An 18,706-nucleotide genomic window follows, 5' to 3' on the forward strand; every position below is an offset into this window, starting at 1 on the left:
CATTAAAAAGCCTCCAATATGGAGGCTTTTAGTATAACGTTTATATTCGTTTTATAGAATAAAGCGGCTTAAGTCTTCATCTTCAACAAGTGCACCTAAGTGTTTTTCAACATAAGCGGCATCGATTACTAAAGACGAACCTGCTTTTTCAGAAGCATCGTATGAAATCTCTTCCATCAATCTTTCCATTACAGTATGAAGACGACGAGCACCGATGTTTTCGGTTTTTTCGTTAACTTGCCAAGCGGCTTTAGCAATACGCTCAATTGCATCATCACTAAACTCAATTGATACCTGTTCAGTTTTAAGTAGCTCGCGTTGTTGCTCAGTAAGCGATGCATGAGGCTCTGTAAGGATGCGTTTAAAGTCATCTGCAGTGAGTGCTTCAAGTTCTACTCGAATCGGTAAGCGACCTTGTAGCTCTGGGATCATATCTGATGGCTTTGCCATCTGAAACGCACCAGAGGCAATAAACAACATATGGTCAGTTTTAACCATGCCGTGTTTAGTGTTTACTGTTGAGCCTTCAATTAGCGGTAGCAAGTCGCGCTGAACACCTTCTCGGCTCACATCAGGGCCTGAAGAATCGCCGCGCTTACAAATTTTGTCTATTTCATCAATAAACACAATACCGTTTTGCTCTACTGCAAAAATAGCTTGTTCTTTTAGTTCTTCAGGATTTACTAATTTAGCGGCTTCTTCTTCCGTTAATAGTTTGAAGGCTTCTTTGATTTTTAGTTTACGTTTAGTACGCTTATCGCCGCCCATGTTTTGAAACATGCTTTGTAGCTGGTTGGTCATATCTTCCATACCAGGAGGCGCCATAATTTCTACGTTTGGTTGTGCTTGTGCTAAATCGATTTCAATTTCTTTATCATCTAACTGACCTTCACGTAGCTTTTTACGGAATGTTTGGCGTGTTGATGAATTATCGTCGCGTTGGCTTTCGCCAAATTGGTCTTTTGCAGGAGGTAAAAGGGCATCTAAAATGCGCTCTTCTGCTGCTTCTTCGGCGCGATGTTTAAACTTTTTAGTCTGCTGTTCGCGAGTCATTTTAATTGATACATCGACTAAATCGCGGATGATTGTCTCAACTTCTTTACCAACATAGCCAACTTCAGTGAACTTAGTCGCTTCTACTTTAATGAATGGCGCATTCGCTAATTTTGCTAAACGGCGTGCAATTTCTGTTTTACCTACGCCGGTTGGACCAATCATTAAAATATTTTTTGGTGTTACTTCGCTGCGTAAATCTTCATTTAATTGCATACGACGCCAGCGATTACGAAGCGCGATAGCCACTGCTTTTTTAGCTTTAGCCTGACCTATAATATGCTGATCTAGCTCGTGAACAATTTCTCTTGGGGTCATATCAGACATAATAGTTCCTATTATAATTCTTCGATTGTTTGGAAGTTATTAGTAAATACGCAGATGTTGCCTGCAATAGTTAAACTTTTTTCTACTATTTCACGAGCGCTTAAGTCGGTATTTTCTAATAAGGCTGTTGCTGCTGATTGGGCAAAGTTACCACCACTGCCAATTGCAATTAGGTCATTTTCTGGCTGAACCACATCACCGTTACCGGTAATAATTAAAGAGGCTGTTTCGTCTGCTACAGCGAGCAGTGCTTCGAGTTTTCGAAGTGCACGGTCACTTCGCCAATCTTTAGCCATTTCTACTGCGGCTTTAGTTAGGTTTCCTTGGTGCATTTCTAATTTGCTTTCAAAGCGTTCGAAAAGAGTGAAGGCATCAGCAGTACCACCGGCAAACCCAGCGATTACTTTGCCATTATAAAGACGTCGAACTTTACGGGCGTTGCCCTTCATTACGGTGTTACCAAGAGACACTTGGCCATCGCCGCCAATTACAACTTTGTCGCCACGGCGAACACTTACGATAGTAGTCATGTTATTCCTCATCATCGAGCTGCAGAGGCAACTCGTAAAAAACGATTATGATGAGGTTATATGGGTGAATGGTTTATTTTCAAGTCCAGCCCCAAATTCCGCAGCCGACTATTTTTACACGTTTAAGTTTGTTTTTATCGCTTTCGGCTTGGCGTTTGGTTTTATAAGGACCTAGGCGCACTTTATACCAAGTACCATTGCTGCCTTCAGCCTGTTTTATCTCAGAAATGAGCCCTGCAAATGCGATTTTAGCTTTTAACGATTCAGCTTGTGCATGAGTTCTGAACGAACCGCATTGCATAACATAAGGACCTTTTTGTTCAAGCTCTTTTACTTCAACTTGAATTTCGTGGTTTCTAATTTCTTTAATAAATTCCGGCGTGCGTGGAATAACAACTTCTACTTTTTCAGGCGCAGTTGGGTGAGCTTGCTTTTCGACAAGTTTTGGATCGGCATTACTTTTAATAAACCATAATCCGTAAACGAAACCACCTACAAGTAAAATAGCAATGCTCACTAAAAAAATTGGAAATGGTTTTTTAGTGGGTGCTTTTTTAGTGTTTTTTCTATTTGCTGGTTTTTTGTTAATGTAATCGTGCTGTGCCATAGCGTTATTTTGGCCTTAACCTAAATCATGTCTATAGGGTCTACGTCTAAGCTCCAGCGCACTTTTTGTGCAAGTTTGCTTGAGCTTAAATAATCAACCATTTGCGCAAGGTACTGATGTAATATGCGACGATCTTGCGCTTGAATATGTAATTGAAAGCGATACATACCTGCGACTTTTTCAAGAGGTGCAGGGATCGGACCGAGCAATTGTATACCAGATACCCCATTCACAGGAACCAAATCCGTCAAAAAATCGACGACTAGTTTAATACTATGTCCTTGTGCACGGACAATGGCCATATTTGTAATGGGTGGTAAGTCCGCATCATCGCGCTCACTAAGGGCAAAACGGGCAAAATCCTGATAACCGTTATTAACTAAGTCTTGTAAAAGTGGGTGCTCTGGAAAGTGTGTTTGTAATAATACTTGGCCAGGCTCCCCTGAACGTCCTGCACGACCAGCTACCTGAGTAACTAACTGTGCTAAATGCTCTGTCGCTCTAAAATCGCATGAATATAACCCGCTATCAACGTCTAAAATTATAACGAGGCTTACATCTGCAAAGTGATGACCTTTAGCAAGCATTTGTGTGCCTACTAGAATGCGTGCACCGCCTAGGTTTATTTCATCTAGTGCTTTTTCAAGGCTACCTTTACGGCGAGTTGAATCGCGGTCTATGCGAGTAACGGGTGTATCAGGGAATTCGGTTGATAAAAATTCTTCAATTTGCTCTGTGCCTTTGCCGTTAGGAAATATTTGCGTGCTGCCACAATCAGGGCATTGGTGAGGAACAGGGTACTGGTCGCCACAGTGATGGCAGATCATTTGCCCAATCGCTTTGTGAAAAGTGGCGCTGGTACTGCAGCGTTTACATTCACTTAGCCAGCCACACTCATGGCAAATAAGAGTGGGTGAGAAACCTCGACGATTTAAAAACACCATAACCTGTTTACCGCGGTTTAAATGCTGTCGCATAGTGGCAAGGCTAGCATGTGCAATACCTGCTTGGTCGGGCTGACCTTTCATATCGAGTAACTTAAACTGGTTGTCGGTGGCTGTTTGCGCGCGCTCGGTTAAGCTTAATAACTGATATTTGTTATTAAGTGCTTTGTGGAGCGTTTCAAGCGCGGGTGTGGCGCTGCCTAATATAAGCGGAATTTTATGCTGGAAAGCTCTATAAGCGGCTAAATCACGAGCATGGTAACGAAGGGTATCTTGTTGTTTAAATGACGAGTCGTGTTCTTCATCAACAACAATCATACCGAGTTTTAAAAATGGCAGAAAAATACTCGAACGTGTGCCAATAACTATCGCACAACTGCCTTTTTCACAAAATCGCCATGTTTGTAGGCGTTCGTTGTCGGTAAGTGCTGAGTGCCAAAGCATAACAGGTGTATCTGGGAAGCGGCGACGAAAACGGTTTACCGTTTGCGGTGTTAGGCCGATTTCGGGCACGAGTACGAGGGCTTGCTCGCCACGTTTTAATACTTCTTCTAAGCACTGTAAATACACTTCAGTTTTACCACTGCCCGTTACGCCTTCTAATAAAAAGCTGCTAAAACCGGTACTTTGATTGATTGCTGTACAGGCCACTGCTTGTTCTTTATTAAGTACCGGTTTACTACCGACGGTTGGCGCAACGCTTTGCCATTGGTTATCGTGTTCGATAGTTTGTGTGATGAGTTCTTTAGCAATGAGGCTATCTATTGTTTTTTTACTAAAGCCAAGTGCTTTTAGTTCGGTTAACGATGACTTACCTGATTGTGATAACTGTTTTAATAAGTTGAGTTGAGTTTTAGCTTTTAATGACGGTACTTTAGCGCCTTTTTCGGTAAGCATTACCATGTTAATGCTTGTTTTGTCTGGTGATTCACCTTGGCGTAGTGCACTAGGCAGAGCTATATGAATCGTTTCGCCGAGTGGGTAACAATAATAACGCGCTGTAAAACTAAGGAGATCTAAATGTTCGCTAGATAATATTGGGGTATCGTCGATAACTTCAAAAATGCTTTTAATTTTACTCTCAGGTACTTCAGTACTCTTTTTTACTGCTAATATAACAGCCACTTTACGCTGATTACCAAAGGGTACCAAAACGCGCATTCCGGGCTTCAGATCAGAAACCAAGCCTGAGAGCTGTTCATCTACTTTATAATCAAAGGTGCGCGGTAATGGGACTTTAATAGCAACTTCAACAAAACGCATAACAACTCAACCAATAAAATTAATGGTGTAATGTACTAAATATACAGTTAAAAACCTACTAGCAAATTATAGTCATTTTATTATTTGGTTACTTTTTTAGCAAAAAATTATAATTAAACCTTGTGTGCTCGGTAGTTGTTGGATAAAATCCGCCACCAACAAATTTGTTTTAACGACGTATGGTACCAAACTACGGGTTTGGAGAGCGATGCGGCCTTAACTAGAGGTTTCTATGAAAGAAGGTATTCACCCTAAGTACGAAGTAATTTCAGCAACATGTTCATGCGGAAATGAATTCGAAACAAGCTCTACTCTTTGTAAAAACATTCACTTAGACGTATGTTCTGCGTGTCACCCGTTTTACACTGGTAAGCAAAAAGTTTTAGACACTGGCGGACGTGTTGATCGTTTCAACAAGCGTTTCGGTGCACTTGGTAGCAAGAAGTAATTTTTGCTATTTAGTTAAAAGAAGCACCTTAGGGTGCTTTTTTTGTGCCTGAAATTTATCTTTACGTGCTTTTCCTGCCTATTTATACGTTATCTCCTTTGCATAACTATTTCTTGTTCTTATTCTGAGTATGCATAAACCTTTGCAGACAAAGTACGTAATAGTCTCTATATTTTGAAGTGTTCATTTTTTAACTAAGTTGTTAAATGTAGCTAACGTGAAGATAAATGTTTTTAAAGTAGACTATTAAGCTGTTTATAGTTATTTATACTAAAAATTTGATAGTCGTTTTTAGAGAAAATGGCTCGCGGCTAAAAGTACCTCTAAAAATGCTTTTTATATGAATTTCTATTTATGAAATGTCGCTATATCTTCGCAAAGTTACTGAAAAACCTCTTAAAATTAATGAATCTAGCATATAACAGGATAGACCTGATATTGCTTGGAATTTAAAAATAATAAGGGTATCGTAACCCAGACAACACCTCTCACTTTAACTTAAATTGCAGGATACAATCGCGTTATGTCAGACTTTCGTGAACAAGCACTACATTACCATTCTCATCCCGTTCCAGGAAAAATCAGCATTGAGCTAACCAAGCCTGCCGAAACGGTTCAAGATTTAGCTTTAGCATATAGCCCAGGTGTTGCTGAACCTGTGCGTGAAATTGCTGCTGATCCTGCAAATGCTTATAAATATACCGGTAAAGGTAATATGGTTGCAGTTATCACTAATGGTACTGCAATTTTGGGCTTGGGTAATTTAGGCCCTTTGGCATCAAAGCCTGTAATGGAAGGCAAGGCGCTGTTATTTAAGCGCTTTGCAGGCCTTGATTCTATTGATATCGAAGTGAAGCATAAAACAACAGAAGACTTTATTAACACGGTTGCTAATATTGCCGATACATTTGGTGGTATTAATCTTGAAGATATTAAAGCCCCAGAGTGTTTTGAAATTGAAAAGGCATTGATTGAGCGCTGTAGTATTCCGGTTTTTCATGACGATCAACACGGCACTGCAATTGTAACAGCCGCTGGTATGTTGAATGCACTTGAAGTGCAAGAGAAATCGATAGAAGAGGCTATTATAGTATGTTTAGGTGCTGGTGCGGCTGCCGTTGCCTGTATGGAACTGTTAATTAAGTGTGGTGCACTGCGTGAACACATTTACATGCTTGACCGTAAAGGCGTTATTCATACTCGTCGTGATGATTTAAACGAGTACAAACAACTATTCGCTAACAATACGGATAAGCGTACGTTGCAAGATGTTATTGCTGATGCTGATGTATTTGTTGGTGTATCTGGGCCTAATTTGTTAGCAGCCGATGATTTAAAACTGATGGCTGATAAGCCGGTTGTGTTTGCGTGCTCAAACCCCGACCCTGAAATTGACCCCGCACTTGCACACAGCGCGCGCAACGATTTAATTATGGCGACAGGGCGTTCTGATTATCCAAACCAAGTGAATAATGTTTTGTGTTTCCCGTTTATTTTTCGTGGTGCACTAGATGTGCGCGCAAGTGCAATTAACGATGAAATGAAAATAGCAGCAGTAGAAGCGATTCGTAGTATTGCAAAAGAGCCTGTACCAGCAGAGGTCCTAAAAGCTGCTGGTGTTGATAAGCTGGAATTTGGTGCTCAATATATTATTCCAAAACCGATGGATCCACGTTTATTACCACGTATAGCAAGAGCGGTTGCTCTTGCTGCTGTTGAGTCGGGTGTGGCACAAATTGATTTGCCAGAAAGCTATATGCAGTAAACCTATACCGTAAAATTTAATCATAAAAAAACCTCAGTAATTACTGAGGTTTTTTTATTTTACTTTATCTATTTATTCGTCATCTAAAACAGGGACTTCTAACCCCATTTCTTGCATTATTTTTTTCACTTCTTCTGGTACTTTTTCAGCGTTATCTTTACGTAAGTCATCGTCATTAGGTAAAGGTTGACCTGTAAATGCATGTAAAAACGCTTCACATAGTAGCTCACTGTTTGTTGCGTGACGCAGGTTATTAATTTGACGACGAGTACGTTCGTCAGTTAATACCTTTAATACATTCAGTGGGATCGAAACGGTGATCTTCTTAACTTGTTCTGATTTTTTCCCGTGTTCTGCGTATGGGTGAATATACTCACCATTCCATTTAGCCATAAGATGTATCGTTGCCTCAGATTATTAATTGCTCACATGCGCTAAAATGCGTGTGAATATGCGTGAAATTCTATCGATTTAAAAAAGATAGTCAAATACTAGTTGTTTGGCCATCTAGCTGTTTAAATGTTTTGACTTCTCAAATTGAATAAACTACTCTTTTAGACGTCTAAACATCCAAATTAATCAGGTGACGAATATGAGCGAAAAAAACAAAGCAACCATTGCGGTCCGTAGTGGCGTTGAAGCCGATAAACACCACGGTGCAGTGGTCGCGCCAATCTATTTATCGACTACTTATTCGTTTGCCGATTTTGATACTAAACGCCAATATGATTATGGCCGTAGCGGTAATCCTAACCGCGATATCTTAGCTGAGACCCTTGCTGAGCTCGAAGGGGGAGTACGCGGCATAATTACAGCCACAGGCATGGCGGCTGTACATTTAGCAACTCAGCTGCTTAATTACGATGACACGTTAGTGATCCCACACGACTGCTACGGTGGAAGCTACCGTTTATTTACGTCCCTGCAAAGGCGTGGCTTGCTAAAGCTTGAGGTTTTAGATTTAACAAAACCAGAAAGTCTTCAAAAAATATTAGTAATTAAACCAAAACTCATTTGGATTGAAACACCAAGTAACCCTGTACTACGTTTAACTGATATTAAAGCGGTTACTGATATTGCTAAGCAGTGTGGCGCACTGGTGGCCGCTGACAATACATTTTTATCGCCTGCTTTACAAAATCCGATTAAGTTTGGTGTAGATATTGTGGTGCATTCAACCACTAAATATATTAACGGACACTCAGATGTAGTGGGCGGTGCTGTTATTGCTGCAACACAAGAGATCGGTGACGAGCTTGCTTGGTGGGCTAATAACATTGGTATCACAGGGGCACCTTTTGATAGCTATTTAACGCTTCGTGGTTTACGTACTTTAAATGTGCGCTTAAGGCAGCATCAAGAAAATGCATTAGCAATAGCTCAGTATCTCGAAGAATCTGAGTTCGTTAGCCAAGTTTATTACCCTGGGCTTGAGTCGCACCCCCAACATGAATTAGCGAAAGCACAGCAGCTTGGTTTTGGTGGCATGGTTAGCTTTGATATTAAAGGCGACATAAACGATGCAGCGGCATTTTTAACTAGTCTACATAACTTTAGTTTAGCTGAGTCGCTAGGCGGCGTTGAGAGCTTAATATGCCACCCTGCGACCATGACGCATGCAGGGATGGATGCAACAGCGCGCTTAGAAGCCGGCGTTGGTGATACGCTTATTCGTGTTTCTGTCGGAATAGAAGACATTGAAGATTTATTAGCAGATCTTGAACGTGTATTTACACTTGTAAAACCTGGCAGAAAAAACAATACAAATCGATTAACTAAAGGTGCGGGAACATCGAGCGGTGATGCTAAGTTAAGTGCCGCTTACCCCGCGCTTTGGTAACTAACATGACTAAAAATATACATAAATTTGGCGGTTCGAGTTTAAGTTCAGCACAGCGTTACAAAAGTGTTGCGGGTATTATATTAGAGCACACACAACCTGGTGATTGCGTTGTGGTATCAGCAGCTGGGAAAACAACCGATACACTAGTTAAGTTATGGCAAAGTTACCAGCAGCAAGATACACATGTAATTGCTGATATTTTATTACAGTTAAATAATCATCAAATAGATTTAATAGAGCAGTTATTACAAGCTAATACAAAGTGTAACGCTCTAAAAAAATTGAATGAAGAGCTATCAACAATAACGCTGTTAGCGCAAACAGGGCAGCTACAAGAAGCCCAATTGCTTGCTCATGGAGAGTTATGGTCAGCACGCGTACTCGCTGCTTACCTGCAGGAGCTTAATGTTGATGCGTGTGTTCACGATGCGCGTGCTTTATTTACATTAAATGATGGGCAGTTATTACATGAACAAAATACTCAACAGTGCGCAAACTTAATTGCGCATAATAAAATTAACGTTGTAACTGGATTTATTGCAGCTAATACAGCAGGGGATACTGTAACGCTTGGTCGTAATGGAAGTGATTATAGTGCGACCTTACTCGCTAATTATTGTCATGCAAAACAAGTCTGTATTTGGACTGATACACAAGGTGTATTTAGTACCGACCCTCGTAAAGTTAGTAAAGCGATTAAATACGCGAAGGTGTGTCGTGGACAGGCCAATTTATTGGCACGGCTAGGTAACCCCGTATTGCATGCTAAAACATTATCTCCTCTTAAAAATACGGATATAAAATTATCAGTACGAAGTAGTTTTGATGCACAAGCTAGCTCTACTGACATCGTTAAAGAAGGTAGTGCCAAACAAAAGCGCTTTATAACAACGTTACAAAATATTGATTTATTGATAGTTGAAAACTTAAGTGAAGGAGATATTGCGCATGTGAGTCAGCTTATTCAGCATAGCTTGCATCACTTTAGTCAAAATGGTGAGACGTACTTAGTTGTGCCAGCTATTTCGACGCATCAGGTTATTAGCTATTTTGAAGGTCGAGCTAATATTAACGAATCGAGCTTACACGGGTGTGCTGTGATAGCGCCTGAGCAAGATATTAGTAAATTGCACTTATTGGCGATTAATTTATTAAATGCACATGCGATTGAACCACGATTTGCACACCAAGATAGCGGCTATATTTTATTACTTACTGATCAAGTGATTGATAGCGATATACTTAGCATATTACACGATAAGCTGATTAACAAAGGGCAGGAAATTGCTTTAATAGTCGCTGGACTTGGTAATGTAGGTGAGGTGTTTATTGAACAGTTATCTACTCAAGTTGAGCGCTTGTCAGATGACTTTAGTATTAAGCTTGTTGGCTTAGTGCGCTCTCAAAAAATGCTTTTTAATCCTAATGGGATTGGTGTATCGCAATGGAAAACCCAGTTTCAACTTGAAGCGTCTGATTATCAAAACCAAACATTATTAAATGCAATTGATGAACTTGATTACGAACATAAAGTGATTGTAGATATAACAGCGAGTGAAAAGTTTAGCCGGTTATATCCTGATTTTGTAGAAATGGATTGTCATTTAATAAGCGCTAATAAGTATGCAGGTACAGCTCCTACTAATTGGTATAAAGCACTACGTACAAGTATCTCTGAACGCAACTTACATTGGCGTTATAACACCAGTGTGGGGGCTGGTTTACCCATTAATTTTGCGCTTGCTGATTTACAAAATAGTGGCGATAAAATAACACGTATTGAGGGCGTGTTTTCTGGGACGTTATCGTGGTTGTGTAGTAAGTATGATGGTTCGATTATATTTTCAGATTTAGTGCTTGAAGCGCAAAAAATGGGTTTTACGGAGCCCGATCCTCGCGAGGATTTATCTGGGCGTGATATGCAGCGAAAATTGCTTATTTTAGCCAGAGAGTTGGGGGTTGAATTAAATCTTGAGGATATTAGTCTTTCGGCATTAATGCCTGATGAACTTGCGCAAGGGAGTTGGGATGATTTTTTAAGTAAAAAATCCCAGTTAGATAGCTTTATTCAAGAGCATGCAAAGAGAGCTAAGGCACAAAATTCGGTGCTTCGTTATACAGGCTTGCTCGAAATCGCAGAAAATGAAGTAATAGCGAAAGTCGGTATCGCGTATGTATTACAAAGTGATGTTTTGGCTAGTTTAACGCCAGGAGATAATATTTTTGTTATAAATAGTAAGTGGTATAGCGATAACGCGCTCGTTATCCAAGGCCCTGGTGCTGGTAAAGAGGTCACTGCAGCGGGTGTACATTCTGATTTGTATTGGCTGGTCCAAAATTTAAGGTAGCATTACGGCAGCCTAAAGTGGCTGCCGTTTTTATTTAACGCTATTTAAAATAGCTCTTCTTCTGTTTTTGTATCTTCCTCAAATATATCGGTAGGTTGGGAAAGTACATACTTAGTTGGGGCTGTACCTTTGTCAAAATATTCAAAGCGGCTTGTGTAATCGTTTTTGTGGCTCAGTAAACCTGTTGCTAAATCAATACGAATAGATACTAAGTCTTCGGGTGGTTCTATAGGCGCTTCTGGTGCATCTTCAAGTGCTACTTTCATAAACTCAATCCATGCTGGTTGCGCCGTTTTAGCCCCTGACTCTGCCCCTGAGATTTGACTGCTATCAAGGTTGTTATTATATGTTGAGCGGCCTAACGAGTTACCGGGGTTATCAAACCCAACCCATACAGACGTTAGTACATTACGATTAAAGCCACTAAACCAAGTATCTACTGAGTCATTAGTCGTGCCTGTTTTACCTGAGAGATCACGTCTCTTTAATGCTTGAGCACGCCAGCCTGTTCCGCTCCAGCCTGTTTTATGTGCCCAACTACCACCGCCCCAAATACCACTATGCATTGCATCAGCAATTAAAAATGCATTCTGTTTAGAGATAATCCGTGGTGCGCATTTTTTTTCTTGTTGCTTTTCAGTTTCGAAATTCTGCATTGTTACATCGTTGTTCAATACGCTTAACGTACTATCGCTATCGTCACAAGCTTCTGTTGGGTTTGTTTTAAATAACACGTCACCATAAGCATCTTGAATTTCAGAAATGAAGTAGGGTTCTATTAAATGCCCGCCATTTGCAAAAGCACTCATACCGCGTGCAAGTTCAAGCGGCGTAATAGAAGCGCTACCAAGCGCAAGTGATTCACTGCGATTAATATCTGAATTTTTGAAGCCAAATTTTAGTAGGTGCTCTGCCGTACGCTGTAGGCCAACTCCGCGTAACAAGCGCACCGAAATAACGTTTTTAGATTGTGCTAAAGCACGACGAATACGAATAGGTCCATTATAAACAGCGGGGCTGTTTTTTGGTCGCCATGCAACACCTTGGCTTTTATCCCATTGGTTAATTGGTGCATCGTTTAATATTGAGGCTAAGGTGTAGCCTTTTTCCAGTGCAGCAGAGTAAATAAAAGGTTTTATATTAGAGCCTACTTGGCGCTTAGCTTGTACTGCTCGGTTATATTGACTTTGTTCGAAACTATAACCACCCACAATCGCTTTAATGCGCCCATTTTGTGGGTCAAGAGAAACGATGGCACTAGATGCTTCAGGAATTTGGCTAAGTAAATAGCTACCGTCGGTATTTTTACGTAACCAAATTTGTTCGCCGGGTGCGAGTATTTCATTGGCTGCTTTAGGTGCAAAGCCTTGGCGATAACGCGTAATGTATTTACGAGCCCACTTTAGGTTATCCCAAGTTAGTGTGGTTTGCTCGCCACTTTTAAGTAATACATCAGCTGTTTTGTCATTCACTGCGATTACAACGGCCGCTTTTAATTGGCCAAACTCATTTACAGATTTTAGCTCACTGAGTATTTGAGACTTGCTAAATACAGGCTGTGTTTCTGGATCCCACAACGTTTTAACAGAGCCTCTATAACCATGGCGCATATCATAATTGTGTAAATTATTGATGAGTGCTGTTTGTGCCGCTTTTTGAACTTGTGACTCAACAGTAGTAAATATTTTATAACCTGAGTTATAGGCTTTATCGATTCCGTAACGTGCCACCATTTCTGCACGCACCATTTCAGAAATATAAGGAGCATACAGATCAATTTCTGCACCGTGAAAATAAGCTGTAATAGGTTGCCTGATGGCATCGTTGTATTGTGTTTGTGTTATGTAGTTTTCTGTTAACATGCGGCCAAGAACAACATTGCGACGAGATTTTGCGCGAGTTGGGTTACGGATCGGGTTTAAGGCTGATGGCGCTTTGGGTAAGCCGGCAATCATCGCCATTTGGGCAAGTGTAAGATCTTTTAATTCTTTTCCGTAATATACCTGTGCAGCAGCGCCAATACCAAAAGCACGGTTACCTAGTTCTATTTTGTTTAAATAGAGTTCAAGAATTTCGTCTTTCGTTAGTAAATTTTCTATATGAAGCGCTATAAAAATTTCTTTAACTTTACGAATATAAGCTTTTTCACGAGTTAAGAAGAAGTTTCGAGCTAGCTGCATTGTTATTGTACTTGCACCTTGCTTTTTTTCGCCTGTTGAAATCAAAACCAATGCAGAACGAACAATACCAATAGGGTCTATTCCCACATGGTCATAAAAACGATTATCTTCAGTTGCTAAAAATGCATTTATTAAAGGTTTTGGTATTTCGTCAATCGTTACGGGGATCCGTCTTTTTTCACCAAATTGATTGATCAGAAGGCCATCTTTAGTGAATACTTGCATAGGAGTTTGTAATTGCACATCTTTTAAAACTTGCACACTTGGAATATCAGGTTTAACGTAGTAATAAAGACTGATTAAAGTAATCAGCCCAAGTAATGTGCAAATGATAAAAAATTGTAAAGTTCGTTTTAATAAAATCACTTATATTTCCCTAAATGGACTCCCAATTATGTATGGAGACTGCTAGTATATATTGATTAAAAAATGAATAATATTTTTTAAGATAAAAATTATAACTTGTTTATTATTAAAACAAAGGCCAAGTTTCAAACATGCTAAGTCAACTATTTCAAAAGCCGTCAAAAATGATGGTAGGAATTGATATTGGATCGCACTCTATCAAGGCGGTACTTTTAAGTGAAATTGAAACTGGATTTCGTCTTGAAGCATTAGCGATTGAACCAATGCCTAAGGGCGCAATGAGCGAACGTATTATTCAAGATATTGAAGCAATTGGTAATGTAATATCAAAATTAAAAAGAAAGTTACCAAAATCACTAAAATCTGCTGCTGTAGCCGTCTCTGGCCAAACAGTTATTACTAAAGTTATTTTTATGGATGTGTCATTAACTGACGCTGAACTTGAATCACAAATTGAAATTGAGGCTGATAGCCTTATTCCATACCCCCTTGATGAAGTTAGCTTAGATTTTGAAAAATTATCAACAAATGAAGCCGATCCAAGTAAAATGAATGTGTTACTTTCTGCAGCCCGCACAGAAAGTGTCGAAGCGCGAGTTGGTGCTTTAGAAGTTGCCAATTTAGAAGCGAAAGTTGTTGATGTAGAAAGCTATGCATTGAGCCGCTCGATGGATGTTTATTACAAGCAGTTACCAAGCGATGCCTTTAATAAGTGTGTTGCTGTAGTTGATATTGGTGCTGTGTTGATGTTGGTGAGTGTTGTACAAGCCGGTGAAACAATATATACCCGCGATCAAGTTTTTGGCGGCGATCAATATACCAATAGTATTGTTGCTTACTATAATAAAGGGTTCGATGAAGCTGAAATTGGAAAAACATCGGGTGATCTTCCGCCAAATTACACTTTTGAAGTACTTGCTCCTTTTCAAACATCATTACTTCAACAAGTACGTCGAGCGGTACAGATGTTTTTGACTACCAGCGGTAAAGACCAAATTGATTATATTGTTCTAACCGGTGGAACGGCCATGATAAATGGGCTAGATCGTTTATTAATAGAAGAACTTGGTATCCACTCCATTGTTGTAGAACCGTTTACGAATATGGAAATTTCTCCCAAGGTAGACCGTAATGTAATGCAACGCCATAGAACACAGTTTGCTATTGCGACAGGACTGGCATTAAGGAATTTTTCATCATGCCACATATAAATTTATTACCTTGGCGTGAATTGCAACGCGAAGAGTCAAAAAAGAAATTTGTTACTATTTTAATTGCTGTTGTTATTGTTTGTTTTGCAAGTATGTATGTATTGAACTCGTTCTATACTGCTTTAAAGGATGGACAGAATTTAAAAAATAACTACCTCAGTTCAGAAATTAGTCTATTAGATAAGAAAATTAGTGATATTAGAGATTTAGATTATAGGAAAGAAAACTTACAACAACGTATGCACCTAATTGAAGAATTACAGAGCAGTCGTAACTTAGGCACTCAAATAATGGATGAAGTTGCTAAAATAGTCCCCGCTGGTGTTTATTTAACTAAGTTAGAACGTCGAGGCAATAGAATTCATGTATTAGGGCGCAGTGAATCAAATAACCGCCTCTCCAACATGCTTAGAGAAGTACAAAACTCATATTTATTAGAGCGCCCAACAATGCAAGGCATTGTTGCTGGCAATCAATCTTCTCGTTTACTTAGTGATTTCAATATGGAGTTTTACGTTAAACCATTTGATAAAATTGGTGAGGTTCCAAATGAACCTTGATTTAAAAGCGTTTAGTGATATTGATTGGAATGAAATTGAACTTGATAATATTGGCGAATGGCCAATTGCTGTTAAGGTTATTTGCGCTACATTTGTTGCTGCTTTAGTGCTGTTTTTTAGTTATAGCTTATTGGTATCTGATGAAATTGATAGTTACCATAATGCGGTTACAAAAGAAGTTGAATTACGGACAACTTATCGTACCAAATATGCTGTAGCCAGCAGGCTTGATATTTATCGTGAACAAATGCTTAAAATGGAGGAGAAATTTTCTCAATTATTAAAGCGTTTACCAACCTCAAATGAAACCCCCGGTTTATTAGATGATTTATCTTATGTGGGAACTACAAGTGGTTTAACTTTTTTAAAGATTGGCTGGCTGCCAGAAGTTGAAAAAGAATTTTATACTGAGCTACCTATTAAAATAGAGGTTGTAGGTACTTATCATGAGTTTGGTGAATTTGTGGGAAAAGTGGCTCAATTGCCGCGTATTGTGAGCTTACACGACTTTTCTATTTCATCCTCAGGCGAAAAGCAGTTAACATTTAGTGTGGTGGCAAAAACTTATCGCTATGAAGAAGGGGAGGTAAAGTGAAGCATTTTTCCTTTATTCCTATAGTTGCTCTCCTGCTAAGTGGTTGTAACGACGATACCTCAGAACAAAAAGAGTTTATAGATCAAGTTAAAGCGAGTACGACTGCTAGAGTTGAAGCAATTCCTGAATTAACAAAGTTCGAGCATTTTGAATATAACGCTGGGCAGCTAAGGAGTCCTTTTGTGGCCCCGCAGCCTGAAATAATCCAAAACAAATTAACTCAAGTTAAAAATTGTTTACATCCGGATCCTGAACGCCAACGTGAAACCTTAGAAAAATACCCACTGGATAATTTATCTATGAAAGGAACAATCGGATCAAGTGGACAAGCTTGGGCGCTCATTACAGCTACAGACGATACTTTACATCGTATTACAGTCGGTAATTATTTAGGTAGCTATGATGGCAAAGTACAATCAGTAAATAATGATTATATTGAGTTAATAGAATTAATCCCAGATGGGTCTGGTTGTTGGAAAGAGCGCCTGACTAAATTAGAAATGTTAGAGGCGGCAACCAATGGCGCAGGTTAATAACAAAAAAGGTAAGAACAAAATGCATAAGGGTGTACTTTGGCACAACCGTATTCAACGAGCTCTATTTGCTACTTTAGCTCTGGTTATAGCCAATTCAGCTATTGCAGCGCCGTTGCTCTATGATATTCGTTATAACCCATTACTCAAGGGTGAAACCGAGTTGCAGCTGGTATTTGATGAAAAGTTAACGCAAGAACCAAAAATACAAGTATTTAATAGCCCGGCACGAATTGAAATGATGTTTGATTCGGCACAATTAGAGCAAGGTCTTGAAAATGTACAGGTAAACCAAGCTGGTATTAATAATGTTACTAATGTACTTACTGATAAGGGATTAAAAGTAACAATAAATCTTACTCGTTTGAAAATCTATGAGACGGAAGTTAATAATAATTTAGTGTCTTTACGTGTTTCTGATAACCCATTAACAGAGCAAGACGTTGATGATGAAGCAACTAACTCTGATGCAGTGTCTGGAAATTATATCAATCGGATTCAGTCTATTGACTTTCGTCGGGGGGAGAAGGGCGAGGCAAAAATACTGGTGTTCTTACAAGATACGCAAGCCGCAATAGAAGTGCATGAAAGTGGTGGTAAAATTATTGCTGATTTTCATCATACAGATATTTTAGATGACTTACTGTATGAGTTAGATGTGCTCGATTTTGGCACCGTAGTAAGCAGCATTGAAACTTTTAAAGAAGATGGATTAAGCCGCGTTGTTATTGAACCAAATGCCGCTTTTACTTTTACCTACCAACAAATAGATAATATTCTTACTTTAACGGTGGAAAAAGACGAAACGCAAAATGCATATTTAGATGGTGGTAAAGATTACCAAGGCCGCCTAATGACATTAAATTTTCAAGATATTTCTGTTCGTGCAGTGTTACAAATCATAGCGGGCTATAATGACTTTAATTTAGTCACTAGTGACTCGGTGACAGGCAATATTACATTACGCTTAGATGGCGTGCCTTGGGATCAGGCGCTTGATGTTGTACTTAAAATTAAAGGCTTAGACAAGCGTATGGATGGTTCTATTTTGATGGTTGCCCCATCAGAAGAGCTTGCTGCACGTGAAGCTAAAGATTTACAAGCAAAGCAGAACGTAGAAAACTTAGAACCGCTTTACAGTGAATACATTCGTTTAAACTACGCAAAAGCAGAAGAGTTTGCTGATTTATTAAAAACAGATACAAATAGTATTATCACTCAACGTGGTAGCGTATCTGTTGATAAGCGTACTAATACATTATTACTCAAAGATACGGCCAAAAGTATTGAGAGCGTGCGACGCATGGTCGAAACACTTGATATAGCGGTTAGACAGGTTGTAATCGAATCACGTATGGTAACCGTGCGTGATAATGTAACCGAAGATTTAGGTGTGCGCTGGGGGTTTAGCGACCAGCAGGGCAGTGATGGCATATCAGGTACACTTGAAGGCGCTAATACAATATCAAATGGTATCATTCCTGATATCTCTGATCGTTTAAACGTGAATTTACCCGTGACAAACCCATCAGCAAGTATCGGCATGCATATCGCCAAGTTAGCTAACGGTACTTTGATTGATTTAGAGTTAACAGCTCTTGAGGAAGAAAACAAAGGTGAGATTATTGCGAGCCCTCGTATTACTACTGCAAACCAACAACAAGCACGAATAGAGCAAGGTACTGAAATCCCTTATGTTGAGTCAGCTTCTAGTGGTGCGACAACGGTTAGCTTTAAAAAAGCAGTACTGAGTTTACAAGTAACCCCTCATATAACTCCTGATAATAAAGTTATTTTGGATTTAATTATTACTCAAGATACGCGAGGAGATACAGTTCAAACAGGAACTGGGCCAGCTGTTGCAATTGATACTCAGCAAATTCAGACACAAGTGCTAGTGGAAAATGGGCAAACAATCGTGCTCGGCGGTATTTTTCAGCAGCAAATCATAAATTCGACTAAAAAAGTACCTCTACTTGGTGATATTCCGTACTTAGGAAGGCTGTTTAAGAGTACAAGTGAGTTTAACGAAAAGAGAGAATTACTTATTTTTGTAACACCAAAAATACAAATAGACTAAAATTAGGCGTATTTTTGTTAACCAATGGGCGATTATTCAGATTAATTGCTCGT

15 protein-coding genes are annotated in these 18,706 nt (G+C 39.4%); 9 read left to right on the forward strand and 6 right to left on the reverse strand.

Annotation, left to right across the window (positions count from 1 at the left end):
* Window positions 1-51: 51 nt before the first annotated feature.
* The 4 genes from hslU to priA all read right to left on the reverse strand — a co-directional run bounded on the left by hslU (window position 52) and on the right by priA (window position 4,724).
* Window positions 52-1,380 (reverse strand): HslU--HslV peptidase ATPase subunit, encoded by a 1,329-nt coding sequence (hslU, locus tag NRL14_RS12485; protein ID WP_007377248.1) that lies wholly within the window; start codon window positions 1,378-1,380, stop codon window positions 52-54.
* Between the two features lie 11 nt (window positions 1,381-1,391).
* Window positions 1,392-1,910, reverse strand: coding sequence for an ATP-dependent protease subunit HslV (gene hslV, locus NRL14_RS12490; RefSeq protein ID WP_002958366.1), 519 nt, complete (start codon window positions 1,908-1,910; stop codon window positions 1,392-1,394).
* 79 nt (window positions 1,911-1,989) lie between these two features.
* Complete coding sequence (locus NRL14_RS12495; RefSeq protein ID WP_007377247.1) at window positions 1,990-2,517, reverse strand: SPOR domain-containing protein; 528 nt, start codon at window positions 2,515-2,517, stop codon at window positions 1,990-1,992.
* Between the two features lie 20 nt (window positions 2,518-2,537).
* Window positions 2,538-4,724: a primosomal protein N' gene (gene priA, locus NRL14_RS12500; protein ID WP_033028831.1), complete on the reverse strand. Its 2,187-nt coding sequence runs from the start codon at window positions 4,722-4,724 to the stop codon at window positions 2,538-2,540.
* A gap of 232 nt (window positions 4,725-4,956) precedes the next feature.
* Here priA and rpmE point away from each other — a divergent pair, with 232 nt between their 5' ends.
* Window positions 4,957-5,172 carry a 50S ribosomal protein L31 gene (rpmE, locus tag NRL14_RS12505; protein ID WP_007377245.1) on the forward strand — a complete coding sequence of 72 codons (216 nt, stop codon included), beginning with the start codon at window positions 4,957-4,959 and terminating at the stop codon, window positions 5,170-5,172.
* Between the two features lie 523 nt (window positions 5,173-5,695).
* A complete protein-coding gene (locus tag NRL14_RS12510; protein WP_008137651.1) occupies window positions 5,696-6,937 on the forward strand; it encodes a malic enzyme-like NAD(P)-binding protein in 1,242 nt (413 codons plus the stop codon).
* A 72-nt stretch (window positions 6,938-7,009) separates the two neighbouring features.
* Here the strand turns inward: NRL14_RS12510 and metJ are convergent, their stop codons facing one another.
* Window positions 7,010-7,330, reverse strand: a complete 321-nt coding sequence (gene metJ / locus NRL14_RS12515; protein WP_007378651.1) for a met regulon transcriptional regulator MetJ — start codon at window positions 7,328-7,330, stop codon at window positions 7,010-7,012.
* A gap of 199 nt (window positions 7,331-7,529) precedes the next feature.
* On the opposite strand from metJ, the gene metB reads away from it, so the two are divergent.
* Together metB and metL are read left to right on the forward strand one after the other, a co-directional pair.
* On the forward strand, window positions 7,530-8,777 hold the full coding sequence (gene metB / locus NRL14_RS12520) for a cystathionine gamma-synthase (protein WP_306724789.1): 1,248 nt from the start codon (window positions 7,530-7,532) through the stop codon (window positions 8,775-8,777).
* 5 nt (window positions 8,778-8,782) lie between these two features.
* Entirely contained in the window at window positions 8,783-11,128 is a 2,346-nt protein-coding gene (metL, locus tag NRL14_RS12525) for a bifunctional aspartate kinase/homoserine dehydrogenase II (protein ID WP_306724790.1), read from the forward strand.
* 44 nt (window positions 11,129-11,172) lie between these two features.
* On the opposite strand, the gene NRL14_RS12530 is transcribed toward metL, so the two are convergent.
* Complete coding sequence (locus NRL14_RS12530; RefSeq protein WP_306724791.1) at window positions 11,173-13,674, reverse strand: penicillin-binding protein 1A; 2,502 nt, start codon at window positions 13,672-13,674, stop codon at window positions 11,173-11,175.
* Window positions 13,675-13,805: 131 nt separating this feature from the next.
* Here NRL14_RS12530 and NRL14_RS12535 point away from each other — a divergent pair, with 131 nt between their 5' ends.
* The 5 genes from NRL14_RS12535 to NRL14_RS12555 are packed head-to-tail and all read left to right on the forward strand — an operon-like array spanning window position 13,806 to window position 18,653.
* Complete coding sequence (locus NRL14_RS12535; protein WP_007378655.1) at window positions 13,806-14,885, forward strand: pilus assembly protein PilM; 1,080 nt, start codon at window positions 13,806-13,808, stop codon at window positions 14,883-14,885.
* A complete protein-coding gene (locus tag NRL14_RS12540; RefSeq protein WP_007378656.1) occupies window positions 14,873-15,445 on the forward strand; it encodes a PilN domain-containing protein in 573 nt (190 codons plus the stop codon). Before NRL14_RS12535 ends, NRL14_RS12540 begins: the two co-directional genes overlap by 13 nt.
* Window positions 15,435-16,040, forward strand: a complete 606-nt coding sequence (locus NRL14_RS12545; protein ID WP_007378657.1) for a type 4a pilus biogenesis protein PilO — start codon at window positions 15,435-15,437, stop codon at window positions 16,038-16,040. Before NRL14_RS12540 ends, NRL14_RS12545 begins: the two co-directional genes overlap by 11 nt.
* Window positions 16,037-16,573, forward strand: coding sequence for a pilus assembly protein PilP (locus tag NRL14_RS12550; RefSeq protein WP_007378658.1), 537 nt, complete (start codon window positions 16,037-16,039; stop codon window positions 16,571-16,573). Before NRL14_RS12545 ends, NRL14_RS12550 begins: the two co-directional genes overlap by 4 nt.
* Window positions 16,560-18,653: a type IV pilus secretin PilQ gene (locus tag NRL14_RS12555; RefSeq protein WP_149605685.1), complete on the forward strand. Its 2,094-nt coding sequence runs from the start codon at window positions 16,560-16,562 to the stop codon at window positions 18,651-18,653. The genes NRL14_RS12550 and NRL14_RS12555 overlap by 14 nt, the downstream gene beginning before the upstream one ends.
* The last annotated feature ends 53 nt before the right edge of the window (window positions 18,654-18,706 follow it).

Origin of the sequence: Pseudoalteromonas sp. 20-92, assembly GCF_030847595.1 — a bacterium.
GTDB lineage: Bacteria > Pseudomonadota > Gammaproteobacteria > Enterobacterales > Alteromonadaceae > Pseudoalteromonas > Pseudoalteromonas fuliginea.